General features: G+C 69.5%; 14 protein-coding genes. 6 read left to right on the top strand and 8 right to left on the bottom strand.

The features are described from left to right. Positions 1–8: 8 nt before the first annotated feature. From ABS73_RS14795 to ABS73_RS14770, 6 genes are all read right to left on the bottom strand, one after another. Positions 9–965 carry a TAXI family TRAP transporter solute-binding subunit gene (locus tag ABS73_RS14795; RefSeq protein WP_136856415.1) on the bottom strand — a complete coding sequence of 319 codons (957 nt, stop codon included), beginning with the start codon at positions 963–965 and terminating at the stop codon, positions 9–11. Positions 966–1,189: 224 nt separating this feature from the next. Continuing rightward, a complete protein-coding gene (locus ABS73_RS14790) occupies positions 1,190–2,899 on the bottom strand; it encodes an ABC transporter permease (protein WP_277021934.1) in 1,710 nt (569 codons plus the stop codon). Beyond that, positions 2,889–3,860, bottom strand: a complete 972-nt coding sequence (locus tag ABS73_RS14785; protein ID WP_277021932.1) for an ABC transporter substrate-binding protein — start codon at positions 3,858–3,860, stop codon at positions 2,889–2,891. Before ABS73_RS14785 ends, ABS73_RS14790 begins: the two co-directional genes overlap by 11 nt. Next, a complete protein-coding gene (locus ABS73_RS14780; RefSeq protein WP_277021929.1) occupies positions 3,857–4,447 on the bottom strand; it encodes a histidine phosphatase family protein in 591 nt (196 codons plus the stop codon). Before ABS73_RS14780 ends, ABS73_RS14785 begins: the two co-directional genes overlap by 4 nt. Beyond that, the gene (locus ABS73_RS14775; protein WP_277021927.1) at positions 4,444–5,505 is read right to left on the bottom strand and encodes an MBL fold metallo-hydrolase; all 1,062 of its coding nucleotides are present in this window, start codon (positions 5,503–5,505) and stop codon (positions 4,444–4,446) included. The genes ABS73_RS14780 and ABS73_RS14775 overlap by 4 nt, the downstream gene beginning before the upstream one ends. Beyond that, a complete protein-coding gene (locus ABS73_RS14770; RefSeq protein WP_277021925.1) occupies positions 5,498–6,595 on the bottom strand; it encodes an ABC transporter ATP-binding protein in 1,098 nt (365 codons plus the stop codon). The genes ABS73_RS14775 and ABS73_RS14770 overlap by 8 nt, the downstream gene beginning before the upstream one ends. Before the next feature lie 215 nt (positions 6,596–6,810). Here ABS73_RS14770 and ABS73_RS14765 point away from each other — a divergent pair, with 215 nt between their 5' ends. Continuing rightward, a complete protein-coding gene (locus ABS73_RS14765) occupies positions 6,811–8,742 on the top strand; it encodes a TonB-dependent receptor domain-containing protein (protein ID WP_277021921.1) in 1,932 nt (643 codons plus the stop codon). Between the two features lie 35 nt (positions 8,743–8,777). On the opposite strand, the gene ABS73_RS14760 is transcribed toward ABS73_RS14765, so the two are convergent. Together ABS73_RS14760 and copM are read right to left on the bottom strand one after the other, a co-directional pair. After that, positions 8,778–9,581, bottom strand: coding sequence for a DUF1206 domain-containing protein (locus ABS73_RS14760; protein WP_277021918.1), 804 nt, complete (start codon positions 9,579–9,581; stop codon positions 8,778–8,780). A gap of 115 nt (positions 9,582–9,696) precedes the next feature. After that, on the bottom strand, positions 9,697–10,089 hold the full coding sequence (copM, locus tag ABS73_RS14755) for a CopM family metallochaperone (RefSeq protein ID WP_338118597.1): 393 nt from the start codon (positions 10,087–10,089) through the stop codon (positions 9,697–9,699). A 179-nt stretch (positions 10,090–10,268) separates the two neighbouring features. Between copM and ABS73_RS14750 the strand changes: the two genes are divergently transcribed. The 5 genes from ABS73_RS14750 (at position 10,269) to ABS73_RS14730 (ending at position 15,268) form a co-directional block, all read left to right on the top strand. Beyond that, positions 10,269–10,850 carry an ANTAR domain-containing response regulator gene (locus ABS73_RS14750; RefSeq protein WP_136856424.1) on the top strand — a complete coding sequence of 194 codons (582 nt, stop codon included), beginning with the start codon at positions 10,269–10,271 and terminating at the stop codon, positions 10,848–10,850. Next, on the top strand, positions 10,847–12,019 hold the full coding sequence (locus ABS73_RS14745) for an ABC transporter substrate-binding protein (protein WP_277021914.1): 1,173 nt from the start codon (positions 10,847–10,849) through the stop codon (positions 12,017–12,019). The genes ABS73_RS14750 and ABS73_RS14745 overlap by 4 nt, the downstream gene beginning before the upstream one ends. A gap of 258 nt (positions 12,020–12,277) precedes the next feature. Then, a complete protein-coding gene (locus tag ABS73_RS14740; RefSeq protein ID WP_277021912.1) occupies positions 12,278–13,570 on the top strand; it encodes a CmpA/NrtA family ABC transporter substrate-binding protein in 1,293 nt (430 codons plus the stop codon). Positions 13,571–13,574: 4 nt separating this feature from the next. Then, the gene (gene ntrB / locus ABS73_RS14735; protein WP_277021911.1) at positions 13,575–14,462 is read left to right on the top strand and encodes a nitrate ABC transporter permease; all 888 of its coding nucleotides are present in this window, start codon (positions 13,575–13,577) and stop codon (positions 14,460–14,462) included. 11 nt (positions 14,463–14,473) lie between these two features. Further along, positions 14,474–15,268, top strand: coding sequence for an ABC transporter ATP-binding protein (locus ABS73_RS14730; RefSeq protein WP_277021909.1), 795 nt, complete (start codon positions 14,474–14,476; stop codon positions 15,266–15,268). Position 15,269: the final 1 nt, after the last annotated feature.

Here is a 15,269-nt window from a genome sequence, read left to right as displayed (position 1 = left end):
CCGGGCGATCACTCGATCAGGCCGATTTCGCGATAATAGCGCTCGGCGCCGGGATGCAGCGGGATGGGCAGGCCCTCCAGCGCGGTGTCCGGGGTGATCGCGGCGGCAGCGCCATGGGCGCTTTGCATCCGGTCCAGATTGTCAAACATCAGCTTGGTCATCAGATAGGCGGTCTCCTCGCTGACGCCCTCATGGGTGATCAGCATGTTGCCGACCGCCGCGGTGGGGATGTCCTCGTCGATGCCCGAATAGGTGCCGGCGGGGATGGTCGCGGGGGCGAAGGGCGCGCCGATGGCGGTCACGACCTCTTCGGGAATGGCGACGATGGTGATGTCATGGGTCGCCGACAGATCCTGGATGAAGGCCACGCCCAGCCCCGACGATTGCAGCGTCGCCTGCAGCTGGCGGTTCTTGATCAGCTCGGCCGATTCCGCATAGGGCAGGTATTCCACGCGGGACAGGTCGTCATAGCTCATGCCCGCCGCCTCGAAGATGGCGCGGGCGTTCAGTTCCGTCCCCGAGGCGGGCGCGCCGACCGACAGGGTCTTGCCGCGCAGATCCTCCAGCGTGGTGGCCCCGGCCGAGGCGTCGGCCACGATCTGGATATAGTTCGGATAGATCGCGGCAATGGCGCGCAATTCGGTCAGCGGGCGGGCAAAGCCTGCCTCCTCGTTGCCGTCCCAGGCCATCTGGACGCTGTCGCCCAGGGCAAAGGCGATCTCTCCGCGGCCTTGGGCCAGCAGGTTCAGGTTCTCGACCGAGGCCTTGGTGGCCTGGACCTGAGTGCGCGCGCCGTCGATGCCCGCCGCATAGATCTCGGACAGGGCCACGCCAAGCGGGTAATAGACCCCCGAGGTGCCCCCGGTCAGCACGTTGATGAACTCCTGCGCGCGGGCCTGCGGCGCGGTGGCCACCAGACCGGTCAGGGCGACCGCCGAGGCGGCGGCAGCGATACGATGGAACATGCGATCCTCCCATGATGTTCTGCGGCGAGGTTAACAATATTGTCATCAGGGTGACAGACAGGATGTCACACCTTGCCGCAATTCGGGGAACGTCCCACAAGCAATTGTTTTGAATTGCCTATAGTCGCAAAATACCTTGGGCTTCGGCGATTTTTCCGGGTCGTCCGGGCGCGCTGCGGCATCGAATTGACTGATTGGTCGGGGCAGGCCGCAGACAAATGCGATCAGCCCCGCCAGGGCAGGGCCTGCGCCGCGCGCGGCCCAAGGGCCAGTTCGGCCAGCGCACACAGCGCCAGCAGCAGGGCCGTCGACAGGACCGACACCGCCGCCGCCGCGGTCGAGCTGCCCTCGTATTGCAGGGAAAAGACCATCACGCCGATCGTCTCGTGCCCCGACGACCACAGCAGCGCCGACAGCGTCAGCTCGTTCATGGCCGACATCACGATCAGGATCGCCCCCGCCAGCGTCGCCGCCCGGACCGAGGGCGCAAAGACATGCGCGATGCGCCCGGCCAGTCCGATGCCCGCGATGCGCGCCGCCTGATCCTGCATCGGGTCGCCGCCCCGCGCCGTGGCGACCACGGGCCGCAGGATCAGCGGCAAGAACCGCGCCAGATAGGCGATCAGGATGATCGCCATGCTGCCATAAAGCGACACCCCGATCAGCGGCAGGGGCGGCAGAAAGGCCAGGATCATCGCCAGTGCCACGACAGTCCCCGGCACGACCCAAGGCGCCTCGGCCAACAGGTCGGCCAGCGCGATCGCCGGGCTGGGGCGGCGGGCGACCAGATACGCCAGCGGCAGCGCGATCAGCGCGCAGATCAGCGCCGCCGCCAGCGACAGGATCAGCGAGTTGGAAAAGCCGCGCAGCACGGCCGGGTTGGCCAGCACGCGGTGATACTGGTCCAGGCTGGCCACCCGGAGCGAGAACGGCACCCCGATCGCCGGGGTCAGCGAGGTCAGGACCAGGGCCGCCAGCGGCAGGATCGCGATGGCCAGGACCACGGCCCAGATCAGCGCCTGCGCCCAGGCAGGCGCGTTGCGGGTGGGGGTATGGGGGCGCCCGGCCTCGACCCGCAGGCGCAGGTGGCGCAGCAGGACCGCGCGCAGCGCCAGCGCCGCGACCGCCATCAGCGTCAGGATCAGCGCCAGCACCGCCACCTGTCCCGCCGCCGAGGGACCAAAGCTGTTCAGCCGCTGATAGATCAGCGTGGTCAGCATCGGCACCCGGCCCGGAATGCCCAGCAGCGCGGGAATGCCGAAATTGCCCACCGCTGCGGTGAAGGCCAGCAGCCCGCCCGCCAGCACCGATGGATAGGTCAGCGGCAGGATCACCCTCGTCAGCACCAGCCGGGGCGGAATGGCGGCCAGGCGGGCGGCCTCGATCAGGTCGGCGGGCACCGATTTCAGCGCCGCGCGGATCGCGATGAAGACCAGCGGCATATGCTCGATCCCCATGACCAGCGCGATGCCCAAGGGCGAATAGAGCGGATTGCCCCGGCCCGGCGGCGGCGCCAGGCCCAGGGGCCCCAGGATCGGAGAGTTGGCGCCCATCAGCTCGATCCAGGACAGGGCCAGGGTCTGGGACGGGATGACCAGCGGCATCAGGATCAGAAAGGACAGCGCCGCACGACACCGCATGCGCAGCAGCCCCACCGCCAGTGCCAGCGCGCCGCCCAGCACCACCGACACCCCGACCGAGATCAGCGACAGCACCAGCGTGTTGCGAAACGCCCGCCCCGTGGCCCGCGCCGACAGCGTGTCGCGCATGACGCCCAGGGCCGCGCCATCATCGCTCGGCCGGAAGGCCGCGACCAGCAGCTGCCCAAGCGGCCAGACGGTGATCGCGGCCAGATAGAGGCACAGCAGAACCGCCAGCGCGCGCTCTGCGCTGCCGGTCCTGCGGTCGCCGAACAGGTGCAGTTCAGCCGCCATAAAGGTCGGCGAACGTCTGCTTGACCGTGTCGCCATCCGACAGCAGGCGGGCGTTGTCGGCCTCGATCAGGGTCAGGCCGGCGGGGTCGGGATAGCCCTCGGGTCCGGCCATTCCGGCGCGCAGCGGGAAATAGCCCTGGGCGACCGACTGTTCCTGCGCCGCCTGACCCAGCTGCCAGTCGACAAAGGCGCGCGCCGCATCGGCCGCATCCGTGCCCGCCAGGATCGCCACCGGCTGCGTCACCGCCGTCACGCCTTCGGCGGGAAAGACGAAATCGACCGGCGAGCCTTGGGCCTTGGCGTTCAGCGCCATGTATTCGACCAGCACGCCATAGGCCTTTTCGCCCCGCGCGACGGCCTCCAGCACGGTGCCGTTGCCTTGGCCCGCGACGGCGCCGTTATCGGCCAGCGTCTCGAACCAGGGCCAGTCAAAGCCGGGCTGCTGGATCATCGTGCCCACATGGATCGCCGCCGCGCCGGAATAGAGCGGCGAGGGCATGATCGTCTGCGCCGCCACGTCCGGCGCGGCCAGGTCCGCCCATGCGGTCGGGGGCGTGTCGACCAGATCGGTGTTGTAGACGATGCCGGTGGTGATCAGCTTGGTCGGAAAGAAGGTCATGTCGGCGTCCAGCAGGGCCGGGTCGATCCCGTCCACGGCGGCGTCCGGATAGGCCATCAGGCGGTCGTCCTGCTTCAGCTGGGTCATGGCGACCGCATCGGCGATCAGCAGCACGTCGGCGGGGCTGCCCCCGGCGGCGAATTCGGCCTGCAGCTTGGCCATCACCTCGGTCGTGCCCGAGCGGAACAGCGCGACCTCGATCTCGGGATGGGCCTCGGCGAAGGCGGCGATCACCTCGGTCATCTGCTCCTGCGGCTGAGAGGTATAGACGGTCAGGGTCTGGGCCTGGGCGGACAGGGCAAGGCCGGTCAGCGCGGTCGAGATCATCAGCAGGCGGGTCATGGGAACCTCATGGGCTGGGTGGGGAAATCGGCGGCGATCCGGGGCGGATCGGCCTGCCAGCATCCGCGCCGGTCACGGTAAAACGTGATCAGCGCGCAATTCGTGGGGCGTCGGAAGTCGACGCCCAGGGCCGCGCACAGCACCCGCACGGTGCCGGAATGCGCGACGATCAGGGGCGGGTTCTCGGGGCCGTCGGGGGCGGGAATGGCCGCGCAGCCGCGCAGGATACGGGTGTGAAAGGCCGCGGGGCTTTCGCCGCCCAAGGGGGTGGCCTCGCGGTCCAGGACGGCACGCGGCGCTCCCTCCCCGATGCCCCAATGGCGTTCGGCCAGGTCGGGGGCGGGGATGATCGCCAAGCCGGGACGGTCGGCGGCCAGCGCCCCGGCCGTGGCCCAGGCCCGGCGCAGGGGGGACGCGTGGAGGCGGCGCAGCGGCAGATCGGCCAGCGCCCGCGCCATGGCCCGCGCTTGCGCCAGCCCGGTCGTGTCCAGTGGCGCGTCGGTCGCCCCCGCGATCAGGTCGGCGGCATTATGGGCGGTCTGCCCATGGCGCAGCAGGTGAAAGCGGGGGTGATCGAACAGGCTCACCAGTCCATCTCCGTGCCGGGGGCCAAAGGCCAGCCCGTGCCCGCCCGCAGCGCGCGCAGCGTCGGCGCGTCGCAAAAGGCCGCCAGCATGGTGCGCGGCCCGACCGCCGCGACCATCGCATCGGCCAGCGGAAAGGGCGGGTGCACGTTCCAGCGCCGGAATTGGGCCAACCCCTGGCCGATCAGACCCTGGGCGGGGGTGTCGTCGGCCACATGCCCGGTGAACACGATCCGCCCGGGGCGCCCCGCCATGCGTTGGGCCAGCGCCTGCGCGGTGCCGCGTTCGGCATTCGGCCCGGCGGCGATCATCACCCCCTCGGGCGGGCTGTCGGGCAGCAGATCGCGCGCCTGCCCCAGCAACGCCAGCCCCCGGCGACCCTGCGGCGTCAGCCATTCCGGGTGACCCTCCAGGACCCGCGCCACGCGGCGGTGATCGGCGCAGATCGCGACGTCATGGCCGCGGGCCAGCAGGGTGGCGGCCATCTCCAGCCCGCGTCCGCCTGCGGGGGCGGGCAGCAGCATCGGCCCCGAACCCGCCAGCGCGGCGATGGCGTCGATCTGGTCGGGCAACCCCTCGACCGCCATCCCGTAGGAGGCGTCCAGCACCAGCGCCGCAGCGCGGGGCAGGGGGTCTGTGCGGAACATCCCGCCCTCGGTCCCGACATCCCCGGAATAGAGCAGCCCCTCGGCCCCGCCGATGCGCATCCAGACCGCGCCAGGCGCATGGCCCGCGGCCCCCATCATCAGCGGCAGGCCCAGGATATCCGCGCAGCCCTCCAGCGGGCCCGCACCGCTCAGGCCCGCCAGCGCGATGGTCGGGGCGGTGGCAAAAAGCGGCGGGCGGCCCAGGGCCTGCCACAGGGCCAGCCCCCCGGTGTGATCGGCGTGCGCATGGCTGAACAGGATCGCGTCGATCGGCGGCAGGTCCGCGATGTCGGGCATGCGCCCCGCATCCGGCCCGCGCCCCAGATCCAGCAGCAAGGTGCGCCCGGCCATCCGCAGCAGAAAGCAGGCCGGGCCCTTGCAGCCCACCCCGGATACGGCGCGCAGCTCAGGCATGGATGCGCGCCCCGCTCAGCGGATGGACCGCCGCGCCGCCCGCGTCGCGGTCGATGACCCACCCGCCGGTGATCTCGATCCGCAGGGGCGTGTGCGCGGGCGCGGGGGCATCCATCGGCAGCGACAGCGTGTCCACCCCCGCGATGCGCGGCAGCACCAGCGTGGCGTGGCGGCCGTTGCGAAAGCTCTGGGCGATGACCTGGGCGTCGAAATGGCCCGCGCCGGTCGCGGGACGCAGATCCTCGGGGTGCAGGCACAGCCAGCCCGCGCCCGGATCGGCCCGCCCGGGCAAATTGAGCGTCGCGCCGCCCAGCACCACGTCGCAGCGGTCGCCATGCCGGGCGGTGACCTGCACCGGGATCGTGGCGCCATGCCCGATAAAGCGGGCGACCATCGGCGTGGCGGGGCGGCGATACAGCGCCTCGGGGGTGCCGATCTGGCGGATGCGCCCGGCCTCCATCACGGCGATATGGCTGGCCACGGCCATTGCCTCATCCTGGTCGTGGGTCACCAGGATGAAGGTGGCGCCGGTTTCGGCATGCAGGCGGCGGAATTCGACCAGCATCTGCTGGCGCAGATGGGCGTCCAGATTGGCCAGCGGCTCGTCCAGCAGCAGGATGCGCGGGCGCAGCACCAGCGACCGCGCCAGGGCGACCCGCTGGCGCTGACCGCCCGACAGGTCCTGCGGCAGCCGGTCAGCATGGGCGGTCAGGCCGACCGCCTCCAGCATCCGGGCGACGCGGTCGCGGCGTTCGGGGCCGGGGACGCGCCGCGCCTTCAGCGCGAATTCGACATTGCCGCGCACGCTCATGCTGGGCCACAGGGCATAGGACTGAAACACCATGCCCAGCTGGCGGTCCTCGGGGGGGACGAACCGGTCGGGCGACAGGATCACCCGGTCGTCGAACAGCAGCTGGCCCGCGTCGCAGGTCTCCAGCCCGGCGATCAGGCGCAGCAGCGTGGTCTTGCCGCAGCCCGACGGGCCCAGCAGCGCCAGGAACGCGTCCTGCGGCAGGTCCAGGTCGATATCGTCCAGAACGACGCTGCGGTCGAATGATTTGCGGATTCCCCGCGCGATGAGGTGCGGCATGACGGCTCCTTGCGGGACGGTCCTAGACCGCGTCCGCGACAGTTGGGCGACAGCCGGGTGACGGTTCCGCGACGGCAGGGTGGCGACAAGCGCCCCGGCGGGCGGCAAAATCCCGCTTAACATCGCCGTGATCTTTGTGTAGCACGACGCCACAGCCAGCCACCGCGCCCACCCCGCGCCATCGCAAGCCCATTGGTCGATAATGGAGTTCTGTGATGTCGAAACCCTCGCTGGCGGCGCTGCTGCTTGGCACTGCGCTGTATCCCGTATCCCTGCTGGCCCAACCGGTTCTGCTGGACCCGATCGTCCTGACCTCGGAGGCGGACGCACCGGGCCGGATCACCACGTCGCAGGCGCAGATCGACGATGCCCGCACCGGCACGCTGGAGGATGTGTTCCGCGCCGAGCCGAGCGTCACCGTCGGCGGTGGCATCGCCATCGCCGAGCGCGTCTTCGTCAACGGCATCGACGAACAGCAGCTGGCCGTCAGCGTGGATGGCGCGCCCCAGAACAACCGCATGTTCCACCACACCGGCACCAACATCATCGACCCCGGCCTGCTCAAGGCCGCGCGCGTCGATGCGGGCGTGGCGCCTGCCGATGCGGGCTTTGCCGCGCTGGCCGGCAGCCTGGCCTATGAGACGAAATCGGCGCTGGACCTGCTGGAGCCGGGGCGCGACTTCGGCGGCCAAGTGTCCACGGGGCTGGCCAGCAATGGCGACACGGCGACCGGCGCGGTGACCCTCTATGGGCGGCAGGGGCCAGTGGATGCGCTGGCCTATGGCCGCCGCGCCACGGGCGACGCGTACAAGGATGGCGACGGGAACACCGTGCCGCGCACCGGCGCCGACATGAGCAGCCATGCGCTGAAGCTGGGCGCGCAGATGGGTGACTGGCGGGCCGAGCTGGGCGTCCTGGGCTTCAAGGACGAGGCCCTGCGGCCCTATCGCGCCAATCTGGGCGGGGTGATCGGCGGGCGGCCCACGCCCGAATCGCGCCGCTATGTGCTGGATCAGCAGACGCGCACCCTGACGCTGCGCCGCACCGCCACAGATGGCCTGCTGGACCCCGAGATCCGCATCGCCCAGAGCGAGAGCGCGCTGGACACGTTCGATCTGGCCACGCCCGACAATGCCACGCCCGATTTCAACACCGGCCGCGCCGATACCGTCAGCGTGGTCGTGCAGAACCGCTTTCAGCTGGGCGAGGCTGAGCTGGTCGTGGGCCTGGACAACGCCCGCAGCCGGGGCCGCTATGCGGGCCAGTTCCGCGGCGCGGCACTGGCCTTCCGCGAGGATCGCACCAATACCGGCGTCTTTGCCCAGGCCCGCGGCAGCCACGGAACCGTCGATTACACCGCCGGCCTGCGCTATGACCAGAGCCGCTTTACCGGGGTGGCGGGGCAGTCGGTCGATACCGAAGGCGGTAGCGTCAACGGCGCGCTGACCTGGAATGTCACCGATGCGCTGCGGGTGAATGCGGGCGCCTCCAGCGTGTTCGGCGGCACGCAGCTGGCCTCGGTCTATGAGCTGGACGATTTCTCGGCGCCCGACGCCTATGACGCACTTGGCGCGACGCGGGGACAGAACCGCGTGCTGGGCGTGGAGTGGAGCCAGGGCGGCACCACCCTGGGCGCCGAGGTCTTTCGCACCCGGATCGGCAATGTCCGCAAGGGCCTGACCGCCCGCACCCTGGAGAGCGAGGGGTTCCGCCTGTCGGCCCGCCAGGACTGGGCAGGCGGGTTTGCGGCGCTGCGTTACAGCGATACGGACGTGACGCTGGACGGGCGCGGCGCCTCCAGCTTTGACGTGCGCGAGCTGGGCACGATCCCCGGCGCGATGCTGACGCTGGAGGCGCGCCACGAGGTCATGGCGGGGCTCAGCCTGGGTGGCGTCGTGCAGCACGCGATCCGCGAGCGGACCGGCGCCAGCGATACCGACAGCGACTGGCCGGGCTATACGGTGGTGGATGTCTATGCGGAATACGAACCCGCAGCCTATGACAACCTGACCCTGCGCGCCGAGGTCACCAACCTGTTCGACCGCGCCTATGTCGATCGCGCCAGCTATGGCGGCGATTTTTCCGAGGTGGTGGGCCAGCGCGAACCGGGCCGCAGCATCGCGGCCACGGCCGTCCTGCGGTTCTGATGGTTCGGGGCGGCGGGGCCGGACCCGCCGTCCCGTCAGAGGCGGCCGCCCGTCAGGCTGGACGCAAGACTGCGGACATCGGGCCCCGAGACCTTGGGCACGATGCGATAGGCCGCGTTCACAAAGCAGAACAGCGCAAAGCCCAGCAGGCCCAGGCAGATGCCGGTGACCAGGATCTGGCCATAGATCTGTTCCGACAGCCATGAGAACGCGTCACCGGTGCCGCCGGCCTCCTCTGGGTCGGCGCGCCAGCTCGCGAACAGGAACAGCAGGCCGACGACGCCCACCACCGCACCATGCGCGATCAGCCCGGCCTTGAGGACCGGGTTCCAGCGCGTCGTGAAATGGTTGGCGCGCAGATCGTCGCGATAGGCCCCGGTCCAGCCCTGGCGCGCGTAATGCAACCCCGCGCCGATGATCAGCAGCGCCACAGCCCCGATGATCCAGCGCCCGCCGGGCCAGGCCATGACCGTGCCCACGTAATCGGCGATGCCCTCACCCTCGCCCGCATCGCCCCACCGGAACAGCAGCGGGAACACCACGACCGCGATGCCCAGATGGATCGCCCCCGTCACCAGCATGCCAAGGCGCGCGACGATGCCCTTGGCAGCACTGCCGTAATCCTCCAGATCGAAGGCCGCGTCCAGGACCCGCCAGACCGCATAGGCGACCATCCCGGCCAAGATCACGAACAGCACCACCGCACCCCAGGGCGTGGCGTTCAGCCAGCCAAAGGCGGATGACGTGTCCTGCGCCTCTCCGCCCCGCCAGATCGAGCGCAGCGACACGCCCGCGACCGCCAGATAGACCAGCCCCTTGCCCGCATAACCGACCCGCATCAGCGGAACCGCCCAACCCAACCTGCTATCCGTCATGATCCCCGTCCGCGTTCCGATACCGCCGGGATCTACCGCAGGTCGGGCGGGCGGCGTCAACCCGTCGGATGGGCAGGGGTCAGCCGTCGCGTTCGGCCAGCCAGGCCTCCATCATGTCGATCTCGGCCTGCTGGGTGGCGATGACCTCCTCGGCCAGGGCGCGGACCTCGGGGTCGGTGCCGTGCTCCAGCACGATGCGCGCCATGTCGATGGCGCCCTGGTGATGCGGGATCATGCCACGCATGAAATCCACGTCGGCATCGTTGCTATAGGGGACATCCATGTCTGCGTGCATGCGGTCCATCGCCTCGCGATAGGCGGTGGTGGCGGGGCTGTCATCGAGCGATGCGGCCATGTTGCCATGGGCGGAGTGGTCCATCCCGGCATGGGCGGAATGGTCCATGGCCTCCTGCGCGTGCAGGGGGGCGGTGGCGGCCAGCGTGGCCAGCAGGGCGGATGCAAGCAGTTTCATGGCTGTGATCTCCTGTTGTGTGGGCTGCATGGAAGGCCCGCGGGGGGCAAAGGTCAATCGTCACACCACAATGTGACCCGTCCGGGCCGCTGCCTGTTTTGCGGGCATCGGCTGCGCTGGCGGGGTGCGGGCGCGGGGGCGGCCTTGTCATTCGTCCCCCGGGCGGTGTCATTGAAGCGATGGAGCGACTGTCGATCATCGTGGTGGAACGGGACCCGGACCGGGCGGTCCGGATCGTGGACGGGCTGCGCGCCTCGGGCGATCACCTGGTCACCGTCATCGCGGAACAGACGGGCCTGGCGCGCCGCATCGCAGAACAGCAGCCCGACATCGTGCTGATCGATGTGGCCGACCCCTCGCGCGACGTGCTGGAGGAGCTGGCCCTGATGTCCGGCCCGCTGGAACGCCCCGTGGCCATGTTCGTGGACCGGTCCGACGAACAGCTGACCCGCGCCGCGATCGAGGCGGGCGTGTCCGCCTATGTCGTGGATGGGCTGCACCGCGACCGGATCAAGCCGATCCTGGATGCCGCCATCGCGCGGTTCCACATGTTCCAGAAGATGCGTGCCGAACTGGCCGCCACCAAGGCCGCGCTGGAGGAGCGCAAGATCATCGACCGCGCGAAAGCCATCCTGATGAAGGCGCGCGGCATCGACGAGGAGGCCGCCTATGCCCTGCTGCGCCGCACCGCGATGGACCAGAAGCGCCGGGTGGCCGATATCGCACAGCAGCTGGTGATGGCGGCGGGCCTGCTGACATGAGCGAGCGCCTGCGCCTTGGCTATCTGCCGCTGACCGACGCCGCCCCCCTGATCGTCGCCCACGAACTGGGATTCGCCGCCGAGGAGGGGCTGGACCTGGCGCTGATCCGCGCGGGCAGCTGGGCGCAGGCGCGCGACCTGCTGGGCACCGGCGCGGTCGATGCCGCGCATATGCTGGTGCCCATGCCCATCGCGCAGACCCTGGGGCTGGGCCCGGATTATCCGGCCTTTGATCTGCTGATGATCCTGTCGCAGGGCGGGCAGGCCATCGCCGTGTCCCGCCAGGTCGAGGCGCGGCTGCGCGATCTGGGCCACCCATTCGATTTCCAGCATGCCGTGACCGCCCGCGACGCGCTGGAGGCCGCCCATCCCGGACCGCTGCGCGTGGGCGTGCCGTTTCCCTTTTCGACCCAGGCCGAACTGGTCCGCCACTGGCTGGAGGGCACGGCCCTGGCGCACCGCCTGACCATCCGCACCGTCCCCCCGCCGCAGATGGCCGACGCGCTGGCCGCCGGAGAGGTGGACGCCTTTTGCGTGGGCGAACCCTGGGCCTCGGTCGCGGTGGAACGCGGGGTGGGGGCGCTGCTGCTGGCGGGGCGGGCGATCTGGGCCGCGCCGCCCGAAAAGGGGCTGGTGATGACCCGCGCCTTTGCCGATACCCGCCCCGATCCCACGGGTCGCCTGATGCGCGCGCTGTGGCGGGCCGGGCGCTGGCTGGACCGGCCCGACAATCGCGGCACCGCCGCCGAGATCCTGTCGCGCCCCGATTATCTGAACCTGTCGCCCGAGCTGTGCGAACGGGGCCTGCTGGGGCGGCTGCATGTCACCGCGGCAGGCGATCTGCGCGATTATCCCGACTTCATCCGCTTTCACGCGCAGGGGGCGACCTTCCCGTGGCGCAGCATCGCCGCGCTGCTGGGCGCGCGCATCGCGGCCCGTCACGGGCTGGACCCGGACCGGGCGGCGGTGCGGGCGGCCGAGTGTTTCCGCACCGACCTCTATCGTCGCCACCTGCGTGAGGCCGGCGCCGACCTGCCCGGCGCCTCGGCCCGGATCGAGGGCGCGATGGCCGCCCCCACCTTGGTCGCCGCCGAACAGGGCCAGATGATTCTGGGCGCGGATGCGTTCTTTGACGGGCATTTGTTTGATCCGGCATTCGCCGGGCGCTGATTTTGCGGGCAACGTGACGCTTTCGACGGCCCTGCGCCGGGCGATGCGCCCGATCCGGCGGATGCCGCTTGCCAGAAGGGATCACGGCTAGGAATGGTAAACGAAAGGCGGATGCAACGGCGCACCGCGTTTGATCCCTGACCGCAAGGACGCGGACCCCCTCATAGGCAATGACGCCATCTGATCGTGCCCCCGCCCGGGGCTGCGGCAGGTGGCCTTTCGCATTTGCGCATCCGCGCCCGTTCAAGGAACCGCCAGATGACCCTCATCAAGCCTCCCTCCCGCCGCCGCTTCCTGCAGGCCACAGGCGCACTGGCCACGATGGCCGCCGCCCGGCTGGTCTTGCCCGCAGGCGCATGGGCCGCCACCCCCGGCACCCCCGAGGTGACCGGCGCGAAACTGGGCTATATCGCCTTGACCGACAGCGCGCCCTTGATGATCGCGGTGGAAAAGGGGTTCTTTGCCAAGCACGGCATGCCCGACGTGCTGGTCGAAAAGCAGGCCAGCTGGGGCGCCACGCGCGACAACATGGCCCTGGGGTCGGCATCGGGCGGCATTGATGGCGGCCATATCCTGCGCCCCAAGGTGCATCTGTATTCCACCGGCAGCGTAATGCAGAATAGCCAGCCCCTGCCCATGTACACCCTGCTGAACCTGAACGAGGACGGGCAGGGCCTGTCCGTGCGCCAGGAATACGCCGACAGTGGCGTGGGGATCGACTCGAGCCCCCTTAAAGACATCTTTGCCGCCCGCCGCGCCGCGGGCGACGAGATCCCGGTCGCCATGACCTTCCCCGGCGGCACGCATGATCTGTGGATGCGCTATTGGCTGGCCGCGGGCGGCATCGACCCGACCAGTGAGGTCGATCTGATCGTCGTGCCGCCCCCGCAGATGGTCGCCAACATGAAGGTCGGGAACATGGAGGCCTTCTGCGTGGGCGAACCGTGGAACGAACAGCTGGTGAACCAGGGCATCGGCTTTACCGCCGCCACGACCGGAGAGCTGTGGGCGCGCCATCCCGAAAAGGTGCTGGGCATGCGCGCCGATTGGGTGGACGCCAACCCCAACGCCACCATCGCCATCATGATGGCCGTGATGGAGGCGCAGATGTGGTGCGAGCAGCCCGAGAACAAGCAGGAGATGGCCGAGATCATCGGCCGCCGCCAATGGTTCAACGTCCCCGTGGACGACATCATCGGCCGCATCCAGGGCCAGATCAATTACGGCAACGGCCGCGACGAATTGCGCCCCGAGCTTGCGATGAAGTTCTGGGGCGAGAATGGAGAAACCTCCTATCCGTGGAAATCGCTGGATGCGTGGTTCATCACGGAAAACAAGCGGTGGGGCTATCTGCCCGGCGATCTGGACACCACCGCGCTGGTCAATGGCACGAACCGCAGCGACCTGTGGCTGGCCGCCGCCGCCGGTCTGGGATTGAGCGTCGATTTCGGCGACAGCCGTGGGGTCGAGACGTTCTTTGACGGCAAGACCTTCGATCCGGCTAACCCGGACGCCTATCTGGACGCCCAGTCCATCAAGGCGATGGTGTGATCCGATGAACGTCACCGCCCTCAAGCGCAAGCTGGACCTGACCCCGAAACCCGCAGCCGCCGTCGTGGCGCTGCCCCCCCGCACCCCCGACCGCCTGGCCCCGTGTATCAGGCGCGGTCGCGGGCTGATCAATGCGGTGCTGCCGCCGCTGGTCGTGCTGGTCGTTCTGCTGTCCATCTGGCAGATCGGCTTTTCGGGCGACACCTCTGGCTTGCCCACGCCGACGCAGGTCTGGGCCGACAGCGCCGAGCTGATCCTGGACCCGTTCTTTGTCTATGGCACCCAGGATATCGGCCTGGGCTGGCGCGTCCTGACCTCGCTGGAGCGGGTGGCCTATGGTTTCGGGCTGGCCGCCGTGGTGGGCGTGCTGGCCGGCGCGGTCATCGGTCAATCGGCGCTGATGATGCGCGGGTTCGACCCGATCTTTCAGATCCTGCGCACGGTGCCGCCGCTGGCCTGGCTGCCCATCAGCCTGGCCGCGTTCATGGACAGCGGGCCGTCGGCGATCTTTGTCATCTTCATCACCGCGATCTGGCCCGTGATCATCAACACCGCCGCGGGCGTGCGCGCCATCCCGCAGGATTACCGCAACGTCGCCGCCGTCCTGCGCCTCAATCAGGTCGAGTTCTTCTGGAAGATCATGGTCCCCGCCGCCGCCCCCTACATCTTTTCGGGGCTGCGCATCGGGGTCGGCCTGTCCTGGCTGGCCATCGTCGCGGCAGAGATGCTGACCGGCGGCGTGGGCATCGGCTTCTTCATCTGGGATGCGTGGAATTCGTCCCGCCTCAGCGACATCATCGTGGCCCTGGCCTATATCGGCGGCACGGGCTTCATCCTGGATCGTCTGGTCGGCTGGATCGGACGCGTCGTCTCTCGCGGCACGGCCGTGTAAGGGGAATGACCATGAAATACCTGTCCATCGAACATCTGTCCAAGACCTTCGGGTCCGGGGCCAAGGCGGCCCATGTCCTGTCCGACATCAACCTGACCATCGACAAGGGCGAATTCGTCAGCATCATCGGCCATTCCGGCTGCGGGAAATCGACCCTGCTGAACCTGATCGCGGGCCTGACCGACGTGACCACCGGCGGCATCCTGCTGGACGGGCAGGAGGTCAACGCGCCCGGCCCCGACCGCGCCGTGGTGTTCCAGAACCACTCCCTGCTGCCGTGGCTGTCGGTCTATGACAACATCAAGCTGGGCGTGTCCAAGGTGTTCGGGTCCACCAAAACCCGCGCCGAACGCCATGACTGGATCATGCAGAACCTGGACCTGGTCCAGATGAGCCACGCCGCCGACAAGCGCCCCGCCGAAATATCAGGCGGGATGCGCCAGCGGGTGGGCATCGCCCGGGCGCTGGCGATGGAGCCCAAGGTCCTGCTGCTGGACGAACCCTTCGGCGCGCTGGACGCCCTGACCCGCGCCCATTTGCAGGACGCGGTGATGGACATCCACGCCCGGCTTGGGAACACGATGATCATGATCACCCATGACGTGGACGAGGCCGTGCTGCTGGCCGACCGCATCGTGATGATGACCAACGGCCCCGCCGCCACCATCGGCGAGGTGCTGACCGTCCCGCTGCCCCGCCCCCGCGACCGCATCCGCCTGGCCAGCCAGCCCGATTACGTGCGCGCCCGGGAATCGGTGCTGCGGTTCCTGTACGAACGTCATCGCTTCGTCGAAGCGGCGGAGTAGC

It is taken from the genome of Paracoccus sp. SCN 68-21, assembly GCF_001724535.1.
In the GTDB taxonomy this organism is placed as follows: Bacteria; Pseudomonadota; Alphaproteobacteria; order Rhodobacterales; family Rhodobacteraceae; genus Paracoccus; species Paracoccus hibiscisoli.
This window is presented reverse-complemented; position numbering and strand designations above follow the sequence as displayed.